17 protein-coding genes are annotated in these 15,552 nt (G+C 35.1%); 14 read left to right on the top strand and 3 right to left on the bottom strand.

Annotated features, from left to right (window positions below; genetic code table 11):
- The first annotated feature begins 175 nt into the window (after nucleotides 1-175).
- Together pyrE and HKP48_RS10500 are read left to right on the top strand one after the other, a co-directional pair.
- The gene (gene pyrE / locus HKP48_RS10505) at nucleotides 176-820 is read left to right on the top strand and encodes an orotate phosphoribosyltransferase (protein WP_296345607.1); all 645 of its coding nucleotides are present in this window, start codon (nucleotides 176-178) and stop codon (nucleotides 818-820) included.
- Nucleotides 821-900: 80 nt separating this feature from the next.
- Nucleotides 901-1,296 (top strand): SRPBCC family protein, encoded by a 396-nt coding sequence (locus tag HKP48_RS10500; protein WP_296345605.1) that lies wholly within the window; start codon nucleotides 901-903, stop codon nucleotides 1,294-1,296.
- On the opposite strand, the gene HKP48_RS10495 is transcribed toward HKP48_RS10500, so the two are convergent.
- Nucleotides 1,293-2,024 (bottom strand): biotin--[acetyl-CoA-carboxylase] ligase, encoded by a 732-nt coding sequence (locus tag HKP48_RS10495; RefSeq protein WP_296345603.1) that lies wholly within the window; start codon nucleotides 2,022-2,024, stop codon nucleotides 1,293-1,295. The genes HKP48_RS10500 and HKP48_RS10495 overlap by 4 nt on opposite strands.
- A gap of 93 nt (nucleotides 2,025-2,117) precedes the next feature.
- Here HKP48_RS10495 and rsfS point away from each other — a divergent pair, with 93 nt between their 5' ends.
- From rsfS to HKP48_RS10460, 7 genes are all read left to right on the top strand, one after another.
- Nucleotides 2,118-2,489 (top strand): ribosome silencing factor, encoded by a 372-nt coding sequence (gene rsfS / locus HKP48_RS10490; RefSeq protein ID WP_296345601.1) that lies wholly within the window; start codon nucleotides 2,118-2,120, stop codon nucleotides 2,487-2,489.
- Between the two features lie 18 nt (nucleotides 2,490-2,507).
- A complete protein-coding gene (gene ftsH, locus HKP48_RS10485) occupies nucleotides 2,508-4,448 on the top strand; it encodes an ATP-dependent zinc metalloprotease FtsH (protein WP_296345599.1) in 1,941 nt (646 codons plus the stop codon).
- Nucleotides 4,449-4,551: 103 nt separating this feature from the next.
- The gene (locus tag HKP48_RS10480; protein WP_296345596.1) at nucleotides 4,552-5,160 is read left to right on the top strand and encodes an LUD domain-containing protein; all 609 of its coding nucleotides are present in this window, start codon (nucleotides 4,552-4,554) and stop codon (nucleotides 5,158-5,160) included.
- Nucleotides 5,161-5,985 (top strand): phosphatidate cytidylyltransferase, encoded by an 825-nt coding sequence (locus HKP48_RS10475; protein WP_296345594.1) that lies wholly within the window; start codon nucleotides 5,161-5,163, stop codon nucleotides 5,983-5,985.
- Nucleotides 5,975-6,628, top strand: a complete 654-nt coding sequence (locus HKP48_RS10470; protein ID WP_296345592.1) for a phosphatidylserine decarboxylase family protein — start codon at nucleotides 5,975-5,977, stop codon at nucleotides 6,626-6,628. Before HKP48_RS10475 ends, HKP48_RS10470 begins: the two co-directional genes overlap by 11 nt.
- Nucleotides 6,625-6,891 (top strand): acyl-CoA-binding protein, encoded by a 267-nt coding sequence (locus tag HKP48_RS10465; RefSeq protein ID WP_296345590.1) that lies wholly within the window; start codon nucleotides 6,625-6,627, stop codon nucleotides 6,889-6,891. The genes HKP48_RS10470 and HKP48_RS10465 overlap by 4 nt, the downstream gene beginning before the upstream one ends.
- 17 nt (nucleotides 6,892-6,908) lie before the next feature.
- Nucleotides 6,909-7,979, top strand: coding sequence for an NADH:flavin oxidoreductase (locus tag HKP48_RS10460; protein ID WP_296345588.1), 1,071 nt, complete (start codon nucleotides 6,909-6,911; stop codon nucleotides 7,977-7,979).
- A gap of 322 nt (nucleotides 7,980-8,301) precedes the next feature.
- Here the strand turns inward: HKP48_RS10460 and HKP48_RS10455 are convergent, their stop codons facing one another.
- Both HKP48_RS10455 and alaS read right to left on the bottom strand, forming a co-directional pair.
- Nucleotides 8,302-9,261: a GSCFA domain-containing protein gene (locus HKP48_RS10455; RefSeq protein WP_296345586.1), complete on the bottom strand. Its 960-nt coding sequence runs from the start codon at nucleotides 9,259-9,261 to the stop codon at nucleotides 8,302-8,304.
- On the bottom strand, nucleotides 9,262-11,880 hold the full coding sequence (alaS, locus tag HKP48_RS10450) for an alanine--tRNA ligase (RefSeq protein WP_296345584.1): 2,619 nt from the start codon (nucleotides 11,878-11,880) through the stop codon (nucleotides 9,262-9,264).
- Nucleotides 11,881-12,011: 131 nt separating this feature from the next.
- Between alaS and HKP48_RS10445 the strand changes: the two genes are divergently transcribed.
- Genes HKP48_RS10445 through HKP48_RS10425 form a run of 5 tightly spaced genes read left to right on the top strand, consistent with a single transcriptional unit; the run spans nucleotide 12,012 to nucleotide 15,220 of the window.
- Nucleotides 12,012-12,983 carry a M23 family metallopeptidase gene (locus HKP48_RS10445; protein ID WP_296345582.1) on the top strand — a complete coding sequence of 324 codons (972 nt, stop codon included), beginning with the start codon at nucleotides 12,012-12,014 and terminating at the stop codon, nucleotides 12,981-12,983.
- 3 nt (nucleotides 12,984-12,986) lie between these two features.
- The gene (locus tag HKP48_RS10440) at nucleotides 12,987-13,316 is read left to right on the top strand and encodes a MerR family transcriptional regulator (RefSeq protein WP_296345580.1); all 330 of its coding nucleotides are present in this window, start codon (nucleotides 12,987-12,989) and stop codon (nucleotides 13,314-13,316) included.
- Between the two features lie 11 nt (nucleotides 13,317-13,327).
- Nucleotides 13,328-13,912, top strand: a complete 585-nt coding sequence (locus HKP48_RS10435; protein ID WP_296345579.1) for a LemA family protein — start codon at nucleotides 13,328-13,330, stop codon at nucleotides 13,910-13,912.
- 13 nt (nucleotides 13,913-13,925) lie between these two features.
- Nucleotides 13,926-14,363, top strand: coding sequence for a TPM domain-containing protein (locus HKP48_RS10430; RefSeq protein WP_296345577.1), 438 nt, complete (start codon nucleotides 13,926-13,928; stop codon nucleotides 14,361-14,363).
- Nucleotides 14,360-15,220: a TPM domain-containing protein gene (locus tag HKP48_RS10425; protein ID WP_296345575.1), complete on the top strand. Its 861-nt coding sequence runs from the start codon at nucleotides 14,360-14,362 to the stop codon at nucleotides 15,218-15,220. The genes HKP48_RS10430 and HKP48_RS10425 overlap by 4 nt, the downstream gene beginning before the upstream one ends.
- Nucleotides 15,221-15,552 lie beyond the last annotated feature (332 nt).

The following is a 15,552-nucleotide window of genomic DNA, read 5'->3' as shown; positions in this document are numbered from 1 at the left end:
ATAGACTTTGCAAGCCTCATCATTTGGAAATTCTTTTATAAAGTTTAGTATATCTTGTCCTTCAAATTGTTCCATTATCCTAATTTTATTGACTTAAATGTACGGAAATTAAATGACTAACTCAAATACTTTAATTTAAAATTTTACCATGTCTAAAATTCATTAATTTTGTATCATGATTTTTAACAAAGATATCGCCAAAAAGACTGCAGATTTATTACTGCAAATTAAAGCCATTAAACTTCAACCCAATGACCCATTTACTTGGGCTTCTGGATGGAAATCACCAATCTATTGCGATAACCGAATTGTGTTATCCTATCCACCAATACGGAATTACGTTAGGGAAACTATGGCCCGCCAAATTGAAGAGCTCTATGGCAAACCAGATGTCATTGCAGGAGTAGCTACTGGCGCCATAGGCATAGGCGCTCTTGTTGCAGAATATCTTAACCTTCCTTTCGTTTACGTTAGACCAGAAGCTAAAAAGCACGGTCGACAAAACCAAATTGAAGGCTATATAGAAAAAGGTCAGACCGTAGTTGTCGTTGAAGATTTAATTAGCACGGGAAAAAGTAGCCTTAATGCCGTAAAAGCACTCAAAGAAGCAGAACTAAACATTAAAGGTATGGTTGCTATTTTCACTTACGGATTTGATATTGCTGACAAAAATTTTGATAAGGCCGATGTAGAATTACACACACTTGGAAACTATGAAAATCTCCTCGAACAGGCCTTAGAAACCAGATATATTACCCAAGCTCAACAAGATATTTTAGCGCTTTGGAATGCCAATCCAAGCGAATGGAACGCTAATTGATATGGAGTTGTATCGTAAGTGTTTGTCTAATAATGTTGACGACCGCTTAACTCTATAATTAATAACTTAACACTTAAAAAATGAATTTAGAATCACCTAAAGTTACCCTTGATAAATCAGCTGAAGATACCTTTAACTTTCTTTCAGATGTCAAAAATTTCGAAAAATTGATGCCTGAAAACATCAGTAAATTTGAAGTCTTAGATACAGATAAATTTTTATTCGCTCTAAAAGGCATGCCTGAAATTGTACTTAAAAAAAGAGAAGCTACGCCACACAGTAAAATCGTTTTGGGTGCTGCAGGCGGAAAATTAGATTTTACCTTAACTGCTGATATTAATGAAGTCGAAGCTACTAAAAGCGACGTAACTTTATACTTTCAAGGCGAATTTAATGCCATGATGGCGATGATGATTAAAGGACCTATTAATAAATTTTTAGAAACGCTATCTACAAATATGCCAGCAGCAGTTTAATATAACAACTGCACTTCTTTTAGGTCGAATGTTTTAAGAATATCGTCTTCTAAAAGTAATTTTAATTTACCATCATCTGTTACACCTTCAATAAATCCAGAAAAAACCTGATCAGTTGAAGTTTTAAAAGTTGATGGCTTTTTTATGCGAAAGAGTTGCGCTTCGTAATCTTGCTTCAAATTAGAAAAATCACCTGATTGTAACCGTTCAAAATACAATTTTAAATACTTCAAAATACGATGAAACACTTCATCTTTACTATGTAAAATTCCTGTAATTAAATGTAGAGATGATGCATGAGGAAGGTTATCAAAAAACTTCTGGTTAACGTTAAGACCAATTCCTATTATAGAGCCTTCGAGATTATTATTTTTTATGCCATTTTCTATCAGTATTCCTGCAATCTTTTTATTCTCTGACAAAATGTCGTTAGGCCATTTTATTTTTATTTTTGGTACTCGCAATTCATTTAAAGCCTTAGTAATAGCCAAAGCTATTACCATACTTATATAAAATTGTTGCTGCACTTTTAAGAAAGAAACATCTTTAAACACACTAAACGTAAGGTTTTTAGCACTTTCTGTATACCATTGCGTTCCCATCTGCCCGCGCCCGTTGGTCTGTGATTCTGTAATGACCACCGTATAGTCTTTTGGGGTCTTATTAACACTTAGCTCCTTAAGGTAACTATTAGTAGAGTCAATGGCATCAAGTTTGATTATATACATATATTGCAGGTTATTTTTATAGATTTCTTATGAGTATTTGAAGCGTATGAAAGTAAAAAAAACAATAACTTTGCATAAATTTAAAACATTTTAATGACGGAAAGAAATAGCAATCCCGACCAACTCATTACTACAATAATAAGCGGGATCGAGGAAGTTAAAGGAAAAGAGATTACACTTTTAGATTTACGGGAGATAGAAAATACAGTTTGTGATTACTTTATCATTTGCGAAGGTACATCAAACACACAAGTTAACGCCATAGTTAATTCCATACTAAAACAAGTCAGCAAAGCCACTAAAGACAAGCCTTGGCATATAGAAGGTGCAGATAATGCCGAGTGGGTTTTAATGGATTATGTTAACGTTGTTGTACACGTTTTCCAAAAGCATATTAGAGAGTATTACGATATTGAGAGTTTGTGGGGTGATGCAAAAACAACACAAATAGAAACAAGCATTTAAAAAAAAGAAAAGCTAAGAATGGCAAAAGAAAATAAAAACTCAAACAAAAAACCTAAATTAAGCCCTTATTGGATTTACGGGATTATCATCGCCGTATTTTTAGGCATTCAATTATTTGGAGGTACTTTTGGTGGCCAAGGTGGCGCAAAAACAACACCTACAGATTTCTTTACTTATTTAAGAAATGGTGATGTAGAAAAAGTTGAAATCATAAACAGAAGAGAAGCTCGTGTTTTTTTAACTAAAGAAGCTGAGCAACAAGAAGTCCATAGAAAATCCATTCCTAAAGGATTTATGGCAGGTGCAGATATGGCAAACTACCGTTTTGAGTTTGGAGATCTAAAATTATTTCAAGAAGAAATTGAAAAAATAAAGCAGAACAATAATATAAATATTCCTGTAGCCTTTGTTACTGAAAGTAACGCCTTTGGCGACTTTTTGATTTCATTATTACCGTTTATCCTCATTATTGGAGTTTGGATTTTTATTATGAGACGTATGTCTTCTGGTGGCGGTGGTGGCGCTGGAGGTCAGATTTTTAATATAGGAAAATCAAAAGCCAAATTATTTGACGAAAAAATAGACACCAAGACAACTTTTAAAGATGTTGCTGGACTAGAAGGTGCTAAAGAAGAAGTACAAGAAATTGTAGACTTTCTAAAGTTTCCTGAAAAATATACATCGCTTGGTGGTAAAATACCTAAAGGCGCCTTACTCGTAGGACCTCCAGGAACAGGTAAAACTTTATTAGCAAAAGCCGTTGCAGGTGAAGCAAAGGTACCGTTCTTTTCCTTATCAGGTTCAGATTTTGTGGAGATGTTTGTCGGTGTAGGTGCATCTCGTGTAAGAGACTTGTTTAAGCAGGCCAAAGAAAAATCACCTTCAATTATATTTATAGATGAAATTGATGCCATTGGTCGTGCTAGAGGGAAAAGTAATTTTTCGGGTTCTAATGACGAACGCGAAAACACATTAAACCAGCTATTGACAGAGATGGATGGCTTTGGCACAAACACCAATGTTATAGTATTAGCTGCCACTAACCGTGCAGATGTATTAGATAGCGCATTGATGCGTGCTGGACGTTTTGACCGTCAGATTTATGTAGACTTACCAGATGTACGTGAGCGCAAAGAAATCTTTGAAGTACACTTACGACCACTGAAGAAAGAAGAAGATTTAGACATCGATTTCTTATCTAAGCAAACCCCAGGATTCTCTGGAGCAGATATTGCCAATGTTTGTAATGAAGCGGCTCTTATTGCTGCAAGAAATGGTAAAAAAGCTGTAGGAAAACAAGATTTTTTAGATGCTGTTGATAGAATTATTGGTGGATTAGAAAAGAAAAACAAAATCGTTACTAAAGAAGAAAAACGTGCCATTGCCTTCCACGAAGCAGGTCATGCTGTTACAAGTTGGATGCTAGAGCATGCAGCACCTTTAGTAAAGGTAACCATCGTTCCTAGAGGGCGTTCTCTCGGCGCGGCTTGGTACTTACCTGAGGAACGTTTAATCGTTCGTCCTGAGCAAATGTTGGACGAAATGTGTGCAACTATGGGTGGACGTGCTGCGGAAAAAGTAATTTTCAATAAGATATCAACTGGAGCATTAAGTGACTTAGAAAAAGTAACGAAACAAGCACGTGCCATGGTAACTATTTATGGTTTGAGTGATAAAATTGGAAATCTAACCTATTATGATTCTTCAGGACAACAAGATTATAATTTCTCTAAACCTTATAGTGAAGAAACTGCGGTATTGATTGATAAAGAAATTTCTGAAATCATTGAAGAACAATACCAACGTGCCATCAAAATTTTAGAAGAAAATAAAGACAAATTAACGCAGCTTGCCGAAGTCCTTTTAGACAAGGAAGTTATCTTTAAAGACAATCTAGAAAAAATATTCGGAAAACGTCCTTTTGAAAAAGACGAAATAACCTCCGAAGAAGAAGAGTAAAAAGCTTTCCATTTGACGAAAAAACTTAAATTAATTCAGAGTTAGTTTAAGTTTTTTTATATTTGGAATAATTCAAAAAGACGTGTATTAATAGTAGTTGCTAATGAGCTTATTTAGAAAAATCTTTGGGGGAAAATCTGAGCGTTCCGAAGAAAAAGTTCCTAATGATGAGCGTAGCAAATACATGCCAGATACCAAACTTCCTGTAGATGAGCGTTTTACCATAAACTTTAAAGCCAACGGTGGAAAATTTCTCTATTGCGAAAACATAGAAGAGGTATACAATAGTCTAGAAAATATCATTAAAGAAAATGACTGGAGCGATAAAAAAGTCTTTCTATTAGATGATAGATTGAAAGATTTATTTAAAGGTTTTGAACTCCAAGACACCAAAAACACATCAGAAAGTGCTTATTTTTTAACGACTTGCGAGCATTTAATATCAGACGATGGCTCTTTATTAATTTCATCTAATCAAATTGCAGAGAAAAAATTAAAGGAATTGCCTTCAAACTTTGTGGTTTATACCACTACAAGTCAGTTGGTAGAAAATATAGGCGAAGGCCTTAAAGGCATCAAAAACAAGAATCGCCCAAAAATACCAACAAATATTACTAAAATTAAGCACTTCAAAACTATTGAAAACAAAGACTTCCTTACATATGGAAGTAGCGCTAAGAACCTATACCTATTGCTATTAGAAGACTTATAAATGAAGGAATTTTTAACCCGAACCGTTTCTGGTATCCTCTACGCTGCAATTCTTGTTGTTTCAATGTATTGGAGTAATGCACTACTCATGGTCTTATTCGTATTTGGATTGATTGCTTTAGCAGAATTCAAAAAACTCATTAAACTCAAATCACTTATAGTTCCTGCTATTATTTTCTCCATACTATATTTTGGTATTTGGTATTGGTGTCGCATTCATCATTCTGCAACAGGTACTAATGAAGCTATTCAGATTTTATTGGTCATTACCATTTTTGTTAATCTCTTTTTAATCAAGGATTTATTTGCCGAAAAAAAGATTCCTTTATTTGGATCGAAACGCTATATCGCTACGACATTCTACCTAGCAAGTGGCTTTATTTTTATATTACTCATTGCTAATTATTCAAACACATTTACACCACTCTTATTATTAGGTAGTTTTATTTTGGTTTGGGTCAACGATAGTTTTGCCTATTTAACAGGAAAGAATTTTGGGCGCCAAAAACTTTTCCCAAGTGTATCGCCAAAGAAAACAGTAGAGGGATTTTTGGGGGGGTTATTCTTTGCTTGTGTGTCTAGTTATTTTATTGCTACTTATACCGAAACCTTAGGCTTTACAAACTGGCTTATTTTAGCCATAATTATCAGTGTTTTTGGGACTTTAGGTGATTTAATAGAATCTAAATTTAAACGTCAGGCCGAAGTTAAAGACAGTGGTGTTATAATGCCTGGTCATGGTGGGCTGCTAGACCGCTTAGATAGTATTATCTTTGCAGCACCATTTATATATTTATTTTTAAGAATTTTAACTTATGTTTCATAAAGAAGGTCATAAAATAATACTCATTACATTGGTTTTAGTCGTTGCAACCATATTTGCAATAGACTATTTGGTACAATTAGAATGGTTACGAAAAACCTTAATGCTTTCGGTTTTAGCCGTCTTTATTTTAATTCTTCAGTTTTTTAGAAACCCTAAACGCCACACACACGCTAATGAAAAACAAGCGCTATCTCCAGTAGATGGTAAAGTTGTGGTTATAGAAGAAGTTTTTGAAAAAGAAGTTTTTAAGGATAAACGCATTCAGGTTTCTGTATTTATGTCACCTATAAATGTGCATGTTACCCGTTATCCAACAAGCGGAAAAGTGACGTATAGCAAATACCATCCGGGAAAATATTTAGTCGCGTGGCATCCAAAAGCTAGTGAAGAAAACGAGCGTACAACGGTTGTTGTAGAAAATGGCAGCTTTGGTAAAGTCCTTTATCGCCAAATTGCTGGTGCTTTGGCAAAACGTATTGTAAATTATGCAATCGTAGACCAAACGGTACAACAAGGTGCAGATTCTGGATTTATAAAATTTGGGTCGCGCGTGGATTTATTTTTACCTTTAGACGCAGATATTAAAGTTGAGCTTAACCAAAAAGTAAAAGGTGGCGAGTCTGTGATTGCAGAAATGAAATGAGCCAAAGTGATTTAGACATAGCATTTGAAGCAGCTGTAAAACGGGTTAACGACCATACTGACCCTTTTCCTGCTGATTTTTTACTACGTCTGTACGCGTATTACAAAAAAGCTACAAACGATTACGGCAGACCAAGCAGTAAAAAGCAAATTATTAACGCGTTTAAGACCAACGCCCTTTTTCAAGTACAAAATATTTCTGAGGACGAAGCCAAACAACAGTATATAGATTTGGTTAACCACTACTTTTTGTATGGCAAGTAATCTTTAAATTATTTTTTATGACTGTAGATGCTCCTTTGACCTTTAAAAACGGTGCAGTTATGAACAACCGTTTTATGCTAGCACCTATGACCAATACCCAAAGTCATGAAGACGGAACCCTATCTGACGAGGAATACCACTGGCTCACCATGCGCGCCAAAGGTGGTTTTGGACTCTCTATGACCTGTGCGGCTCATGTACAATTTATAGGTAAAGGTTTCTCAGGACAATTGGGAATTTATGACGATGCACAGATTGAAGGTCACCAACGTTTAGTAAATGGCATTAAAGCACACGATAGTTTAGCGGTTATACAATTGCACCACGCCGGTATGCGCACACCTCAAGATTTAATTGGCGAACAACCCGTTTGCCCGTCACCTATTGAAAAACATAATGCACGTGGTTTGTCTTTAGAAGAAGTTTACCGATTACGAGACGACTTTATTACCGCAGCAGTACGCGCACAAAAAAGTGGTTATGATGGTGTGGAAGTCCACGGTGCTCATGGTTATATTTTAACCCAATTTTTGAGCGCAGATATTAATAAGAGAGATGACCAATATGGTGGCTGTCTCGAAAACCGTGCACGCTTATTGTTTGAAATTATAGATGGCGTTAGAACTAACTGTGGTAAAGACTTTTTATTAGGCGTACGTTTATCGCCTGAACGTTTTGGTATGCAATTGAGTGAAGTAAAAACCGTTTGTAAGCAATTAATTAACCAACACGATATAGACTTTTTAGATATCTCACTTTGGGATGTATTTAAGCAACCCGAAGAAGAGCAGCACCAAAATAAAAGTCTACTCAAACATTTTGCCGAGTTGGACTATAAAGATGTGAAATGGACAGTAGCTGGTAAAATTAATACCGCCAAGGACGTATCTGACATTTTAAACGCCGGCGTAGATTTTGTTTCTATAGGTCGCTCTGCTATTTTACACCACGACTTCCCTAAAAAAGTAATTGCCGACCCAAATTTTGAACCTACCAAACTCCCCGTAACTACTGACTATTTACTCAGCGAAGGCTTGAGTTACAAATTTGTGACTTACATGAAACGCTGGCCAAATTTTGTAAAATAGAAGATCTAAAAATTACGTATTTATATGTATAAGAATTGTGGTTTGTTTTGGCGAATTTCGTTTAACAGTCGATACAATCATTTACAACTGAATTTATAACTTTGATATTAAACCTTCCTTGTTTAAGTAATGACAAGGCTTTTAAACGATCGCGATCGCGGTCTGTGGTCGCTTTTCTTAAGAGCGAACGAAGCTCTTTTTCACTCTCTAAAACTGTAATATTTATCTTTTTTAGCATTCATAAATATACAAGATATTACAGTATTATCATATAAGAAATAGTATAATTGTCTTCAGAATTTATAATTGAATTTATAAAAATTTACTCAAAAATCAGTCTTCCAACTTTTGCATTCAAATTAGATGATTTAGTCACTAAATTTTGTATAAATTTTTGATGTGTCTCGGAGTTAGGATTAAAAGGTTTATGTGCCAATCCTTTTTGTATATTCTCGACCTCTTCCATAACATTTTGTGCTTCTGAATTTATCCAAACCGATACAAATTTTTCCCAAATGTAATTTATAGCTGTCTGATTGGGATGGAGCATATCTTCATTATAAAAACGGTAGTCTCGAAGTTCGTCCATAACGATTTCGAAAGACGGAAAATAGCTATGATTTGACTCGGATTGAGATCCTAAAAACTCATGAATCGCAGAAATTAAATGCGATTTACTCTGAGTGTTCTCAACAAAGCCATCTTTTATATGTCGCACTGGCGACACTGTAAAAATGAAGTTGACATCAGGATTTAAAGATTTCACCAAACTAACAATAGCTTCTAAAGATTGGGCAACCTCTTCAACAGAAAGCAGTTCTTTTAAAAATTTCTTTTGCAGTATTTTATGGCAATTGGCAACAAAACTATCGGTTTCTATATACCGATACGCCCAAGCAGTACCTAAGGTAATGATAATGTGAGACGCTTCCTTTAAAAACCGATGTGTTTGTTTAATACTTTTGTTAATCCGACTTAATAATTCGTCCGCGTTAGAATGACTCAATTTTGAATGTGCATCAAAACAATGATAGTGTTCATTGTGTAAAAAAATATCCTCAGTTGAATATTCTTTTTTGTTTACAGCATTGGTAATTAAATGCTCTATAGCTAAAGGTTGAAATAAAATACCAAAAGGATTCCGAAGTGTTTGAAACTTAAAATAATTGAATTTATTTCCAATATTTTCAGAAAAACAAGACCCTAACAACAATACCTTAGAGTTATAATCGATTTGATTAAAACGTTGGCGCTGAAGAGGTATTTTAGTTTGAAGATTCATTTACACTGATAAATATCCTTTCGCAGCATCAAGTGCAGCCTCTATTCCAGAAGGATTCTTACCACCAGCAGTTGCAAAGAATGGCTGTCCGCCACCACCGCCTTGGATGTACTTCCCCAATTCTCTAACAATTGTTCCTGCATTTAAATCTTTATTGACTACTAATTCTTTAGAAATATAACAAGACAAGATAGCTTTACCATTATTTTCACTTCCAAATAATAGGAATAAATTATCATATTGACTTGCTAAATCGAAACACAAATCTTTAATACCACTGGCATCTAAATCTACTTTCTTTGCTAAAAACTGAACACCATTAACGTCGGTAATTTCATTTTTAAGTTCACCTTTAAGGTTTTTAGCTTTGTCTTTTAGTAATGCCTCAATCTGCTTTTTTAACTCGGTATTTTCATCTCGAAGATTTTGAACTGCTTTTACTGGTTCATTTGCATTTTTAAGAGCAGCTTTTATGTCTTCAAACTGTTTCTCTACGGCTTCAAAATAATCACCTACAGCTACATTAGTAATAGCTTCAATTCTACGAATTCCGGCGGCAATAGCACTTTCAGACTTTATTTTGAAATACCAAATATCTCCCGTTTGTTTGACGTGTGTTCCGCCACATAATTCCATAGACTGACCAAAACGTATAGCGCGAACATTATCACCATATTTTTCTCCAAACAAGGCAATTGCGCCTTCGTCTAATGCTTTTTGCATTGAAATATTCCGTTGCTCTTCTAAGGCTAAATTTTCTCTAATTCTCGCATTGACAAAATCTTCAATCTCTTGCAATTGGTCAGTATCTACTTTTGAGAAATGAGAAAAATCGAAACGTAATCCGTTAGGCTTAACCAAAGAGCCTTTTTGCTCTACATGTGTTCCTAAGATTGTTCTTAATGCCTGATGTAACAAGTGTGTTGCTGTATGGTTACTAGCCGACAAACGTCTATGTTCTTCACTAACAACCGCTTTAAATGTTTCAGTAACATCGGTTGGTAAATTTTTAGCAATGTGAATAATAACATTGTTTTCTTTCTTGGTGTCTGTTATGTAAATCACATCTCCATTAGATACTTCTATAAAACCCTTATCACCTACTTGTCCACCTCCTTCGGGATAAAATGGCGTCATGTTAAACACTAGTTGGTAATGCTCACCATCTTTATTAGAAACAACTTTTCGGTATCGTGTAAGCTTAACATCTGCTTGCAAAGTATCGTAACCAATAAATTCTTCTGTATCGTCTTCTTTTACAATGATCCAATCCGAAGTTTCCGAAGCAGAAGCTGCTCGAGAACGGTCTTTTTGCTTTTTCATTTCGGCATTAAAGCCTTCTTCATTTATGGTATATCCTTTTTCACGAGCAATTAACTGCGTTAAATCTAAAGGAAAACCATACGTGTCGTAAAGCTCAAAAGCTTTTGCACCATCTATGGTTTTATCAGTTGTATTTGCAATTACTCGGTCTAGTAGCAACAAGCCTTGGTCAAGAGTTCGTAAGAATGAATTTTCTTCTTCTTTAATGACGTTTTCAATTAAACGTTCTTGAGATTTCAATTCCGGGAAGGCTTCTCCCATTTGATGACTCAAGGTCTCTGTTAGCTTGTAGATAAAAGGTTCTTTCTGATTTAAAAATGTAAATCCATATCTAATAGCACGACGTAAAATTCGACGTATCACATAACCAGCACCTGTGTTACTTGGTAATTGTCCATCTGCAATAGAGAATGCCACAGCCCTAACGTGGTCAGAAATCACACGGATAGCAACATCTACTTTACTATCTTTTCCATAAGCTGAGTTAGTAATCGTTTCTATCTCACGAATAATTGGTGTAAATACATCCGTATCATAGTTAGACTGAACGCCTTGTAATACCATACATAAACGCTCAAAGCCCATTCCTGTATCTATATGCTTATTTGGTAAAATTTCAAGTTCGCCACTTGCCTTTCGGTTGTATTGCATAAAGACTAAATTCCAGATTTCTACGACTTCTGGATGGTCCATATTTACCAAAGACTTTCCGTCAACTTTTGCTTTTTCTTCAGCCGAACGAATATCGACATGAATTTCACTACAAGGTCCACAAGGTCCTTGATCACCCATTTCCCAAAAGTTATCTTTTTTGTTGCCTTTTAAGATTCGGTTCTCAGAAATATATTGCTTCCATATATCATAAGCTTCCGTATCCATTTTTAGATTATCAGCATCATCACTACCTTCAAAAATGGTGACATAAAGTATATCTTTATCAATACCATAAACTTCGGTCAATAGCTCCCAAGCCCAAGCAATGGCTTCTTTTTTAAAGTAATCACCAAAACTCCAATTACCCAACATTTCAAATAAGGTATGGTGATAGGTGTCGTAACCAACTTCCTCTAAATCATTATGCTTACCTGATACACGAAGGCATTTTTGCGAATCTGAAATACGATTTTTCTTAGGCTTAGAATTTCCAAGAAAATATTCTTTAAAAGGTGCCATTCCAGAATTGACAAACATTAAGGTTGGGTCATTCTTTACAACCATTGGCGCAGAAGGAACGATGAGATGCTCTTTCTTTTTAAAAAAATCTAGGAACGTATTTCGGATATCTTGAGACTTCATTCTTAACTATTTTACTAAAATCTACTCACTTTTTTAGGTTATACCGCATCTTCAAACTCATCCTAAATACGAAAGTATTGTTATATTTGTATATTGCTCTAGTTCGGCACAAAAATAGAACATTTTAAGATATGGCTAAAGTAAAATACTATTACGATTCTGAAACCTTATCGTATCGGAAAATAAGACGTAAAAAGCGTACAACATTCAAGTATGTGGGGTTGTTTTTACTGGCTTCAGCATTATTTGGCTTTTTCTTTGTTGTTATTGGTACTTATTTCTTTGAATCTCCAAAAGAGAGAGAATTGTCTCGAGAATTGGAGAACATGGAGCTGCAGTATGATTTGCTAAACAAGCGTATGGATGATGCCATTGCGGTTTTAGAGAATATTGAAGAACGCGACAATGCCATTTATCGTTTGTATTTTGAAGCCAACACAATCCCCGAAGAACAACGTCGCGCTGGTTTTGGAGGTGTCAATCGCTATAGAAAATTTGAAGGCTTTGACAATTCAACACTTATAAAAGAAAGTAATAAACGACTCGATATTCTTGAAAAGGCTATCGTAGTGCAATCTAAATCGCTTGATGAAATTACTATCCTAGCCGAGGATAAAGAGAAATTTTTGGAAGCAATTCCTGCCATTCAACCTGTTAATAATGAAAATTTAACACGTATGGCATCGGGTTATGGTTATAGAACTGATCCTTTTACCAAGGTACGTAAGTTTCATTACGGTATGGATTTTACAGCACCCAGAGGCACACCTATTTATGCTTCAGGAGATGGTGTTGTAAAACGTGCTGATAATAGCTCATCGGGTTACGGTAACCATATTCGTATAGACCATGGTTATGGTTACGTATCGCTTTATGCCCATTTATACAAATATAATATCCGTATTAATCAACGTATTAAGCGTGGTGACCTTATTGGTTTTGTTGGCAGCACAGGACGTTCTGAAGCGCCGCACTTGCATTACGAAATTTTTAAAGATGGTAAGCGCATTAATCCTATAAACTTCTATTACGGCAACCTATCTGCTGAGGAGTTTAACGACCTTTTACAAAAAGCATCCTTAGAAAATCAATCTTTAGATTAGCCCATGCACATCAATTTAACAGAAAAACGTTATTACGGAATTGGCGAAGTCGCAAAGGCATTTGGTGTAAACACATCTTTAATTCGTTTTTGGGAAAAAGAATTTGACGTTTTAAAACCAAAAAAGAATGCAAAGGGTAATAGAAAGTTTACACCAGAAGATATTAAGCATCTTAAGTTTATCTACCACTTAGTAAAAGAACGTGGTTTTACTTTAGAAGGTGCAAAGACTCATATCAAAGAAGAAAAACAAGATGCTTTAAATAACTTTGAAATTATTGCAAAACTCGAAGGCATTAAAGCAAAACTTATAAAAATTAAAACACAACTTTAAAACTAATCAATATGAAAAAGTGGATTGTACCAATAGCCGTTATCATTCTTATTGCCATTTGGGGAATGAACGTAAATAATAAAGCTGTAGGCTTAGAGGAAACAGTAACAAAATCTTGGGCTAACGTAGAAAGCAGTTACCAAAGACGTAATGACCTTATAGGCAACTTAGTAAAAACAGTTCAAGGTGCAGCTGATTTTGAAAAAGGTACGCTTGAAGCTGTAATTAATGCAAGAGCTAAAGCAACATCAATATCAATTGATCCAAGTAATATTACACCTGAACAATTAGCTCAATTTAATAAAGTACAAGGTGGTCTTTCCGGAGCTTTAAAAAGCTTGTTAGTAACTGTAGAACGCTATCCTGAATTGAAAGCAAATCAGAATTTTTTAGAATTACAAAGCCAACTTGAGGGCACAGAAAACAGAATCAATGTTTCTAGAGACCGATTCAACGAAGCTGTAAAACCCTATAATGATTATGTACGTAAAATGCCAACTAAATTCATTGCTGGTCTATTAGGCTTTGACGTAAAAGGGTATTACAAAGCAGATGTAGGAAGTGAAAATGCTCCTGACGTAGAGTTTGATTTCTAAAATCTAAACACAAATGTCCAACATAGAAAAATTTTTAACTGCCACAGAAGAAGAAGCCGTTGTAGATGCTATACGTAACGCCGAAAAAGATACTTCGGGAGAAATACGAGTACATATTGAGCAAAACTGTAAAGGCGATGTATATGAGCACGCTATGGAAGTCTTTCATTATTTAAAAATGGACAACACTAAAGAACAAAATGGTGTTTTAATTTATGTGGCTGTAGACAAAAAAACATTTGTAATCTATGGCGATAAGGGCATCAATGAGGCTATTGATAATAATTTCTGGAATGCTACTCGTGACCTCATTGCTCATCATTTTAAAAGAGGAAATTTTGCAGAAGGTTTAATTGAAGGTGTAAAAAAAGCAGGTCAGGAACTATCTAATCATTTTCCATGGTATCACGGCAACGCTAATGAATTGGATAACACAATTTCTAAAGGATGAGTATGAGTGGGCAGTATACAGTAGACAATATTCAGTCAAGTCTTATAACTATTTTAAAGGGTTTAATCCTGCTTTTAAGTTTTACTTATTTTCATAATGTAGAGGCGCAATATACTATTCCTGAAGTACCAAAATTTCAGACGAGTGTCTATGACTATGTCAATTTATTTTCACCCTTACAAAAAAGTAATCTTGAGCAGAAATTAATTCGTTATTCTGATACAACCTCTACCCAAATTGTTATTGTTACAATACCGTCAACCGAAGGTGAAAACATACAATATCTAGGTGCACAATGGGGACAAAAATGGGGTATTGGTGGTAGTAAAGAAAAAGATAATGGTATACTTATTCTATTAGCAAAAAACGATAGAAAAATAGGCATAAATACGGGCTATGGTGTTGAACATCTACTCACCGATGCTCTTAGTAAACGTATTATTGACAGAGATATAATTCCATATTTTAAACGTAATGATTATTACGGCGGACTCAACCGAGGTGCCGATGCTATTTTTGAAGTTTTAAATGGAGAATATCAAGGCACAAGGAAATCTTCGGGCAATGGTGCACCTGTTTTTCTGGTTTTTCTTTTGATGTTCTTCGTATTTATCATCTTTATTATTGCTATATCCAAACATAAAGGTGGTGGCAAAGGTGGCGGTAATCGTTCTGGTAGCGACAGTCTATTAGAAGCTATTATACTCAGCAACATGGGACGTGGCAGTTACCGTCGTAGCAGCTCATCGTCTGGAGGCTTTGGAGGTTTCGGAGGAGGAAGCTCTAGTAGCGGCGGATTTGGTGGTGGATTTGGTGGTGGTGGATTTGGCGGTGGCGGTGCTTCTGGTGGATGGTAAAATCCTAACCTAAAATAAAGAAAGTGTTAGAATTTGTTTTTCCTTTTCTTCCTAAGCTATTAAACTTCCAACTAAAACTCAGCATAAAATACTGTTGTAATACTGTACTCTGCGAATCTTGTATGTAATCTACCTCTACAATTCGTCTTGCATTAGTATTCTGGTTAAGGATATTCTATGCTTTCAGTGTCATTGTAGCTTTATCTTTCATACGAATAAATTATGTTTAAAGTTCATGTTTTCAACATTTTAGATTAAACTGCTAAGAATCCCTTTTAGGTAAAATTTTCATACACATGCTTTAATGCAATACTCTTTTGTACTTAACAGTT

The sequence above is a fragment of the Winogradskyella sp. genome, from assembly GCF_013042245.1.
GTDB lineage: Bacteria > Bacteroidota > Bacteroidia > Flavobacteriales > Flavobacteriaceae > Winogradskyella.
The sequence above is the reverse complement of the archived record's forward strand: the minus strand, read 5'-3'. Positions and strand labels throughout refer to the sequence as shown.

Excerpts from the sequence above, each read along its gene's own strand:
- pyrE (WP_296345607.1), top strand. The coding sequence starts at position 176 with ATGATTTTTAACAAAGATATCGCCAAAAAGACTGCAGATTTATTACTG.
- HKP48_RS10500 (WP_296345605.1), top strand. The coding sequence starts at position 901 with ATGAATTTAGAATCACCTAAAGTTACCCTTGATAAATCAGCTGAAGAT.
- HKP48_RS10495 (WP_296345603.1), bottom strand. The coding sequence starts at position 2,024 with ATGTATATAATCAAACTTGATGCCATTGACTCTACTAATAGTTACCTT.
- rsfS (WP_296345601.1), top strand. The coding sequence starts at position 2,118 with ATGACGGAAAGAAATAGCAATCCCGACCAACTCATTACTACAATAATA.
- ftsH (WP_296345599.1), top strand. The coding sequence starts at position 2,508 with ATGGCAAAAGAAAATAAAAACTCAAACAAAAAACCTAAATTAAGCCCT.
- HKP48_RS10480 (WP_296345596.1), top strand. The coding sequence starts at position 4,552 with ATGAGCTTATTTAGAAAAATCTTTGGGGGAAAATCTGAGCGTTCCGAA.
- HKP48_RS10475 (WP_296345594.1), top strand. The coding sequence starts at position 5,161 with ATGAAGGAATTTTTAACCCGAACCGTTTCTGGTATCCTCTACGCTGCA.
- HKP48_RS10470 (WP_296345592.1), top strand. The coding sequence starts at position 5,975 with ATGTTTCATAAAGAAGGTCATAAAATAATACTCATTACATTGGTTTTA.
- HKP48_RS10465 (WP_296345590.1), top strand. The coding sequence starts at position 6,625 with ATGAGCCAAAGTGATTTAGACATAGCATTTGAAGCAGCTGTAAAACGG.
- HKP48_RS10460 (WP_296345588.1), top strand. The coding sequence starts at position 6,909 with ATGACTGTAGATGCTCCTTTGACCTTTAAAAACGGTGCAGTTATGAAC.
- HKP48_RS10455 (WP_296345586.1), bottom strand. The coding sequence starts at position 9,261 with ATGAATCTTCAAACTAAAATACCTCTTCAGCGCCAACGTTTTAATCAA.
- alaS (WP_296345584.1), bottom strand. The coding sequence starts at position 11,880 with ATGAAGTCTCAAGATATCCGAAATACGTTCCTAGATTTTTTTAAAAAG.
- HKP48_RS10445 (WP_296345582.1), top strand. The coding sequence starts at position 12,012 with ATGGCTAAAGTAAAATACTATTACGATTCTGAAACCTTATCGTATCGG.
- HKP48_RS10440 (WP_296345580.1), top strand. The coding sequence starts at position 12,987 with ATGCACATCAATTTAACAGAAAAACGTTATTACGGAATTGGCGAAGTC.
- HKP48_RS10435 (WP_296345579.1), top strand. The coding sequence starts at position 13,328 with ATGAAAAAGTGGATTGTACCAATAGCCGTTATCATTCTTATTGCCATT.
- HKP48_RS10430 (WP_296345577.1), top strand. The coding sequence starts at position 13,926 with ATGTCCAACATAGAAAAATTTTTAACTGCCACAGAAGAAGAAGCCGTT.
- HKP48_RS10425 (WP_296345575.1), top strand. The coding sequence starts at position 14,360 with ATGAGTATGAGTGGGCAGTATACAGTAGACAATATTCAGTCAAGTCTT.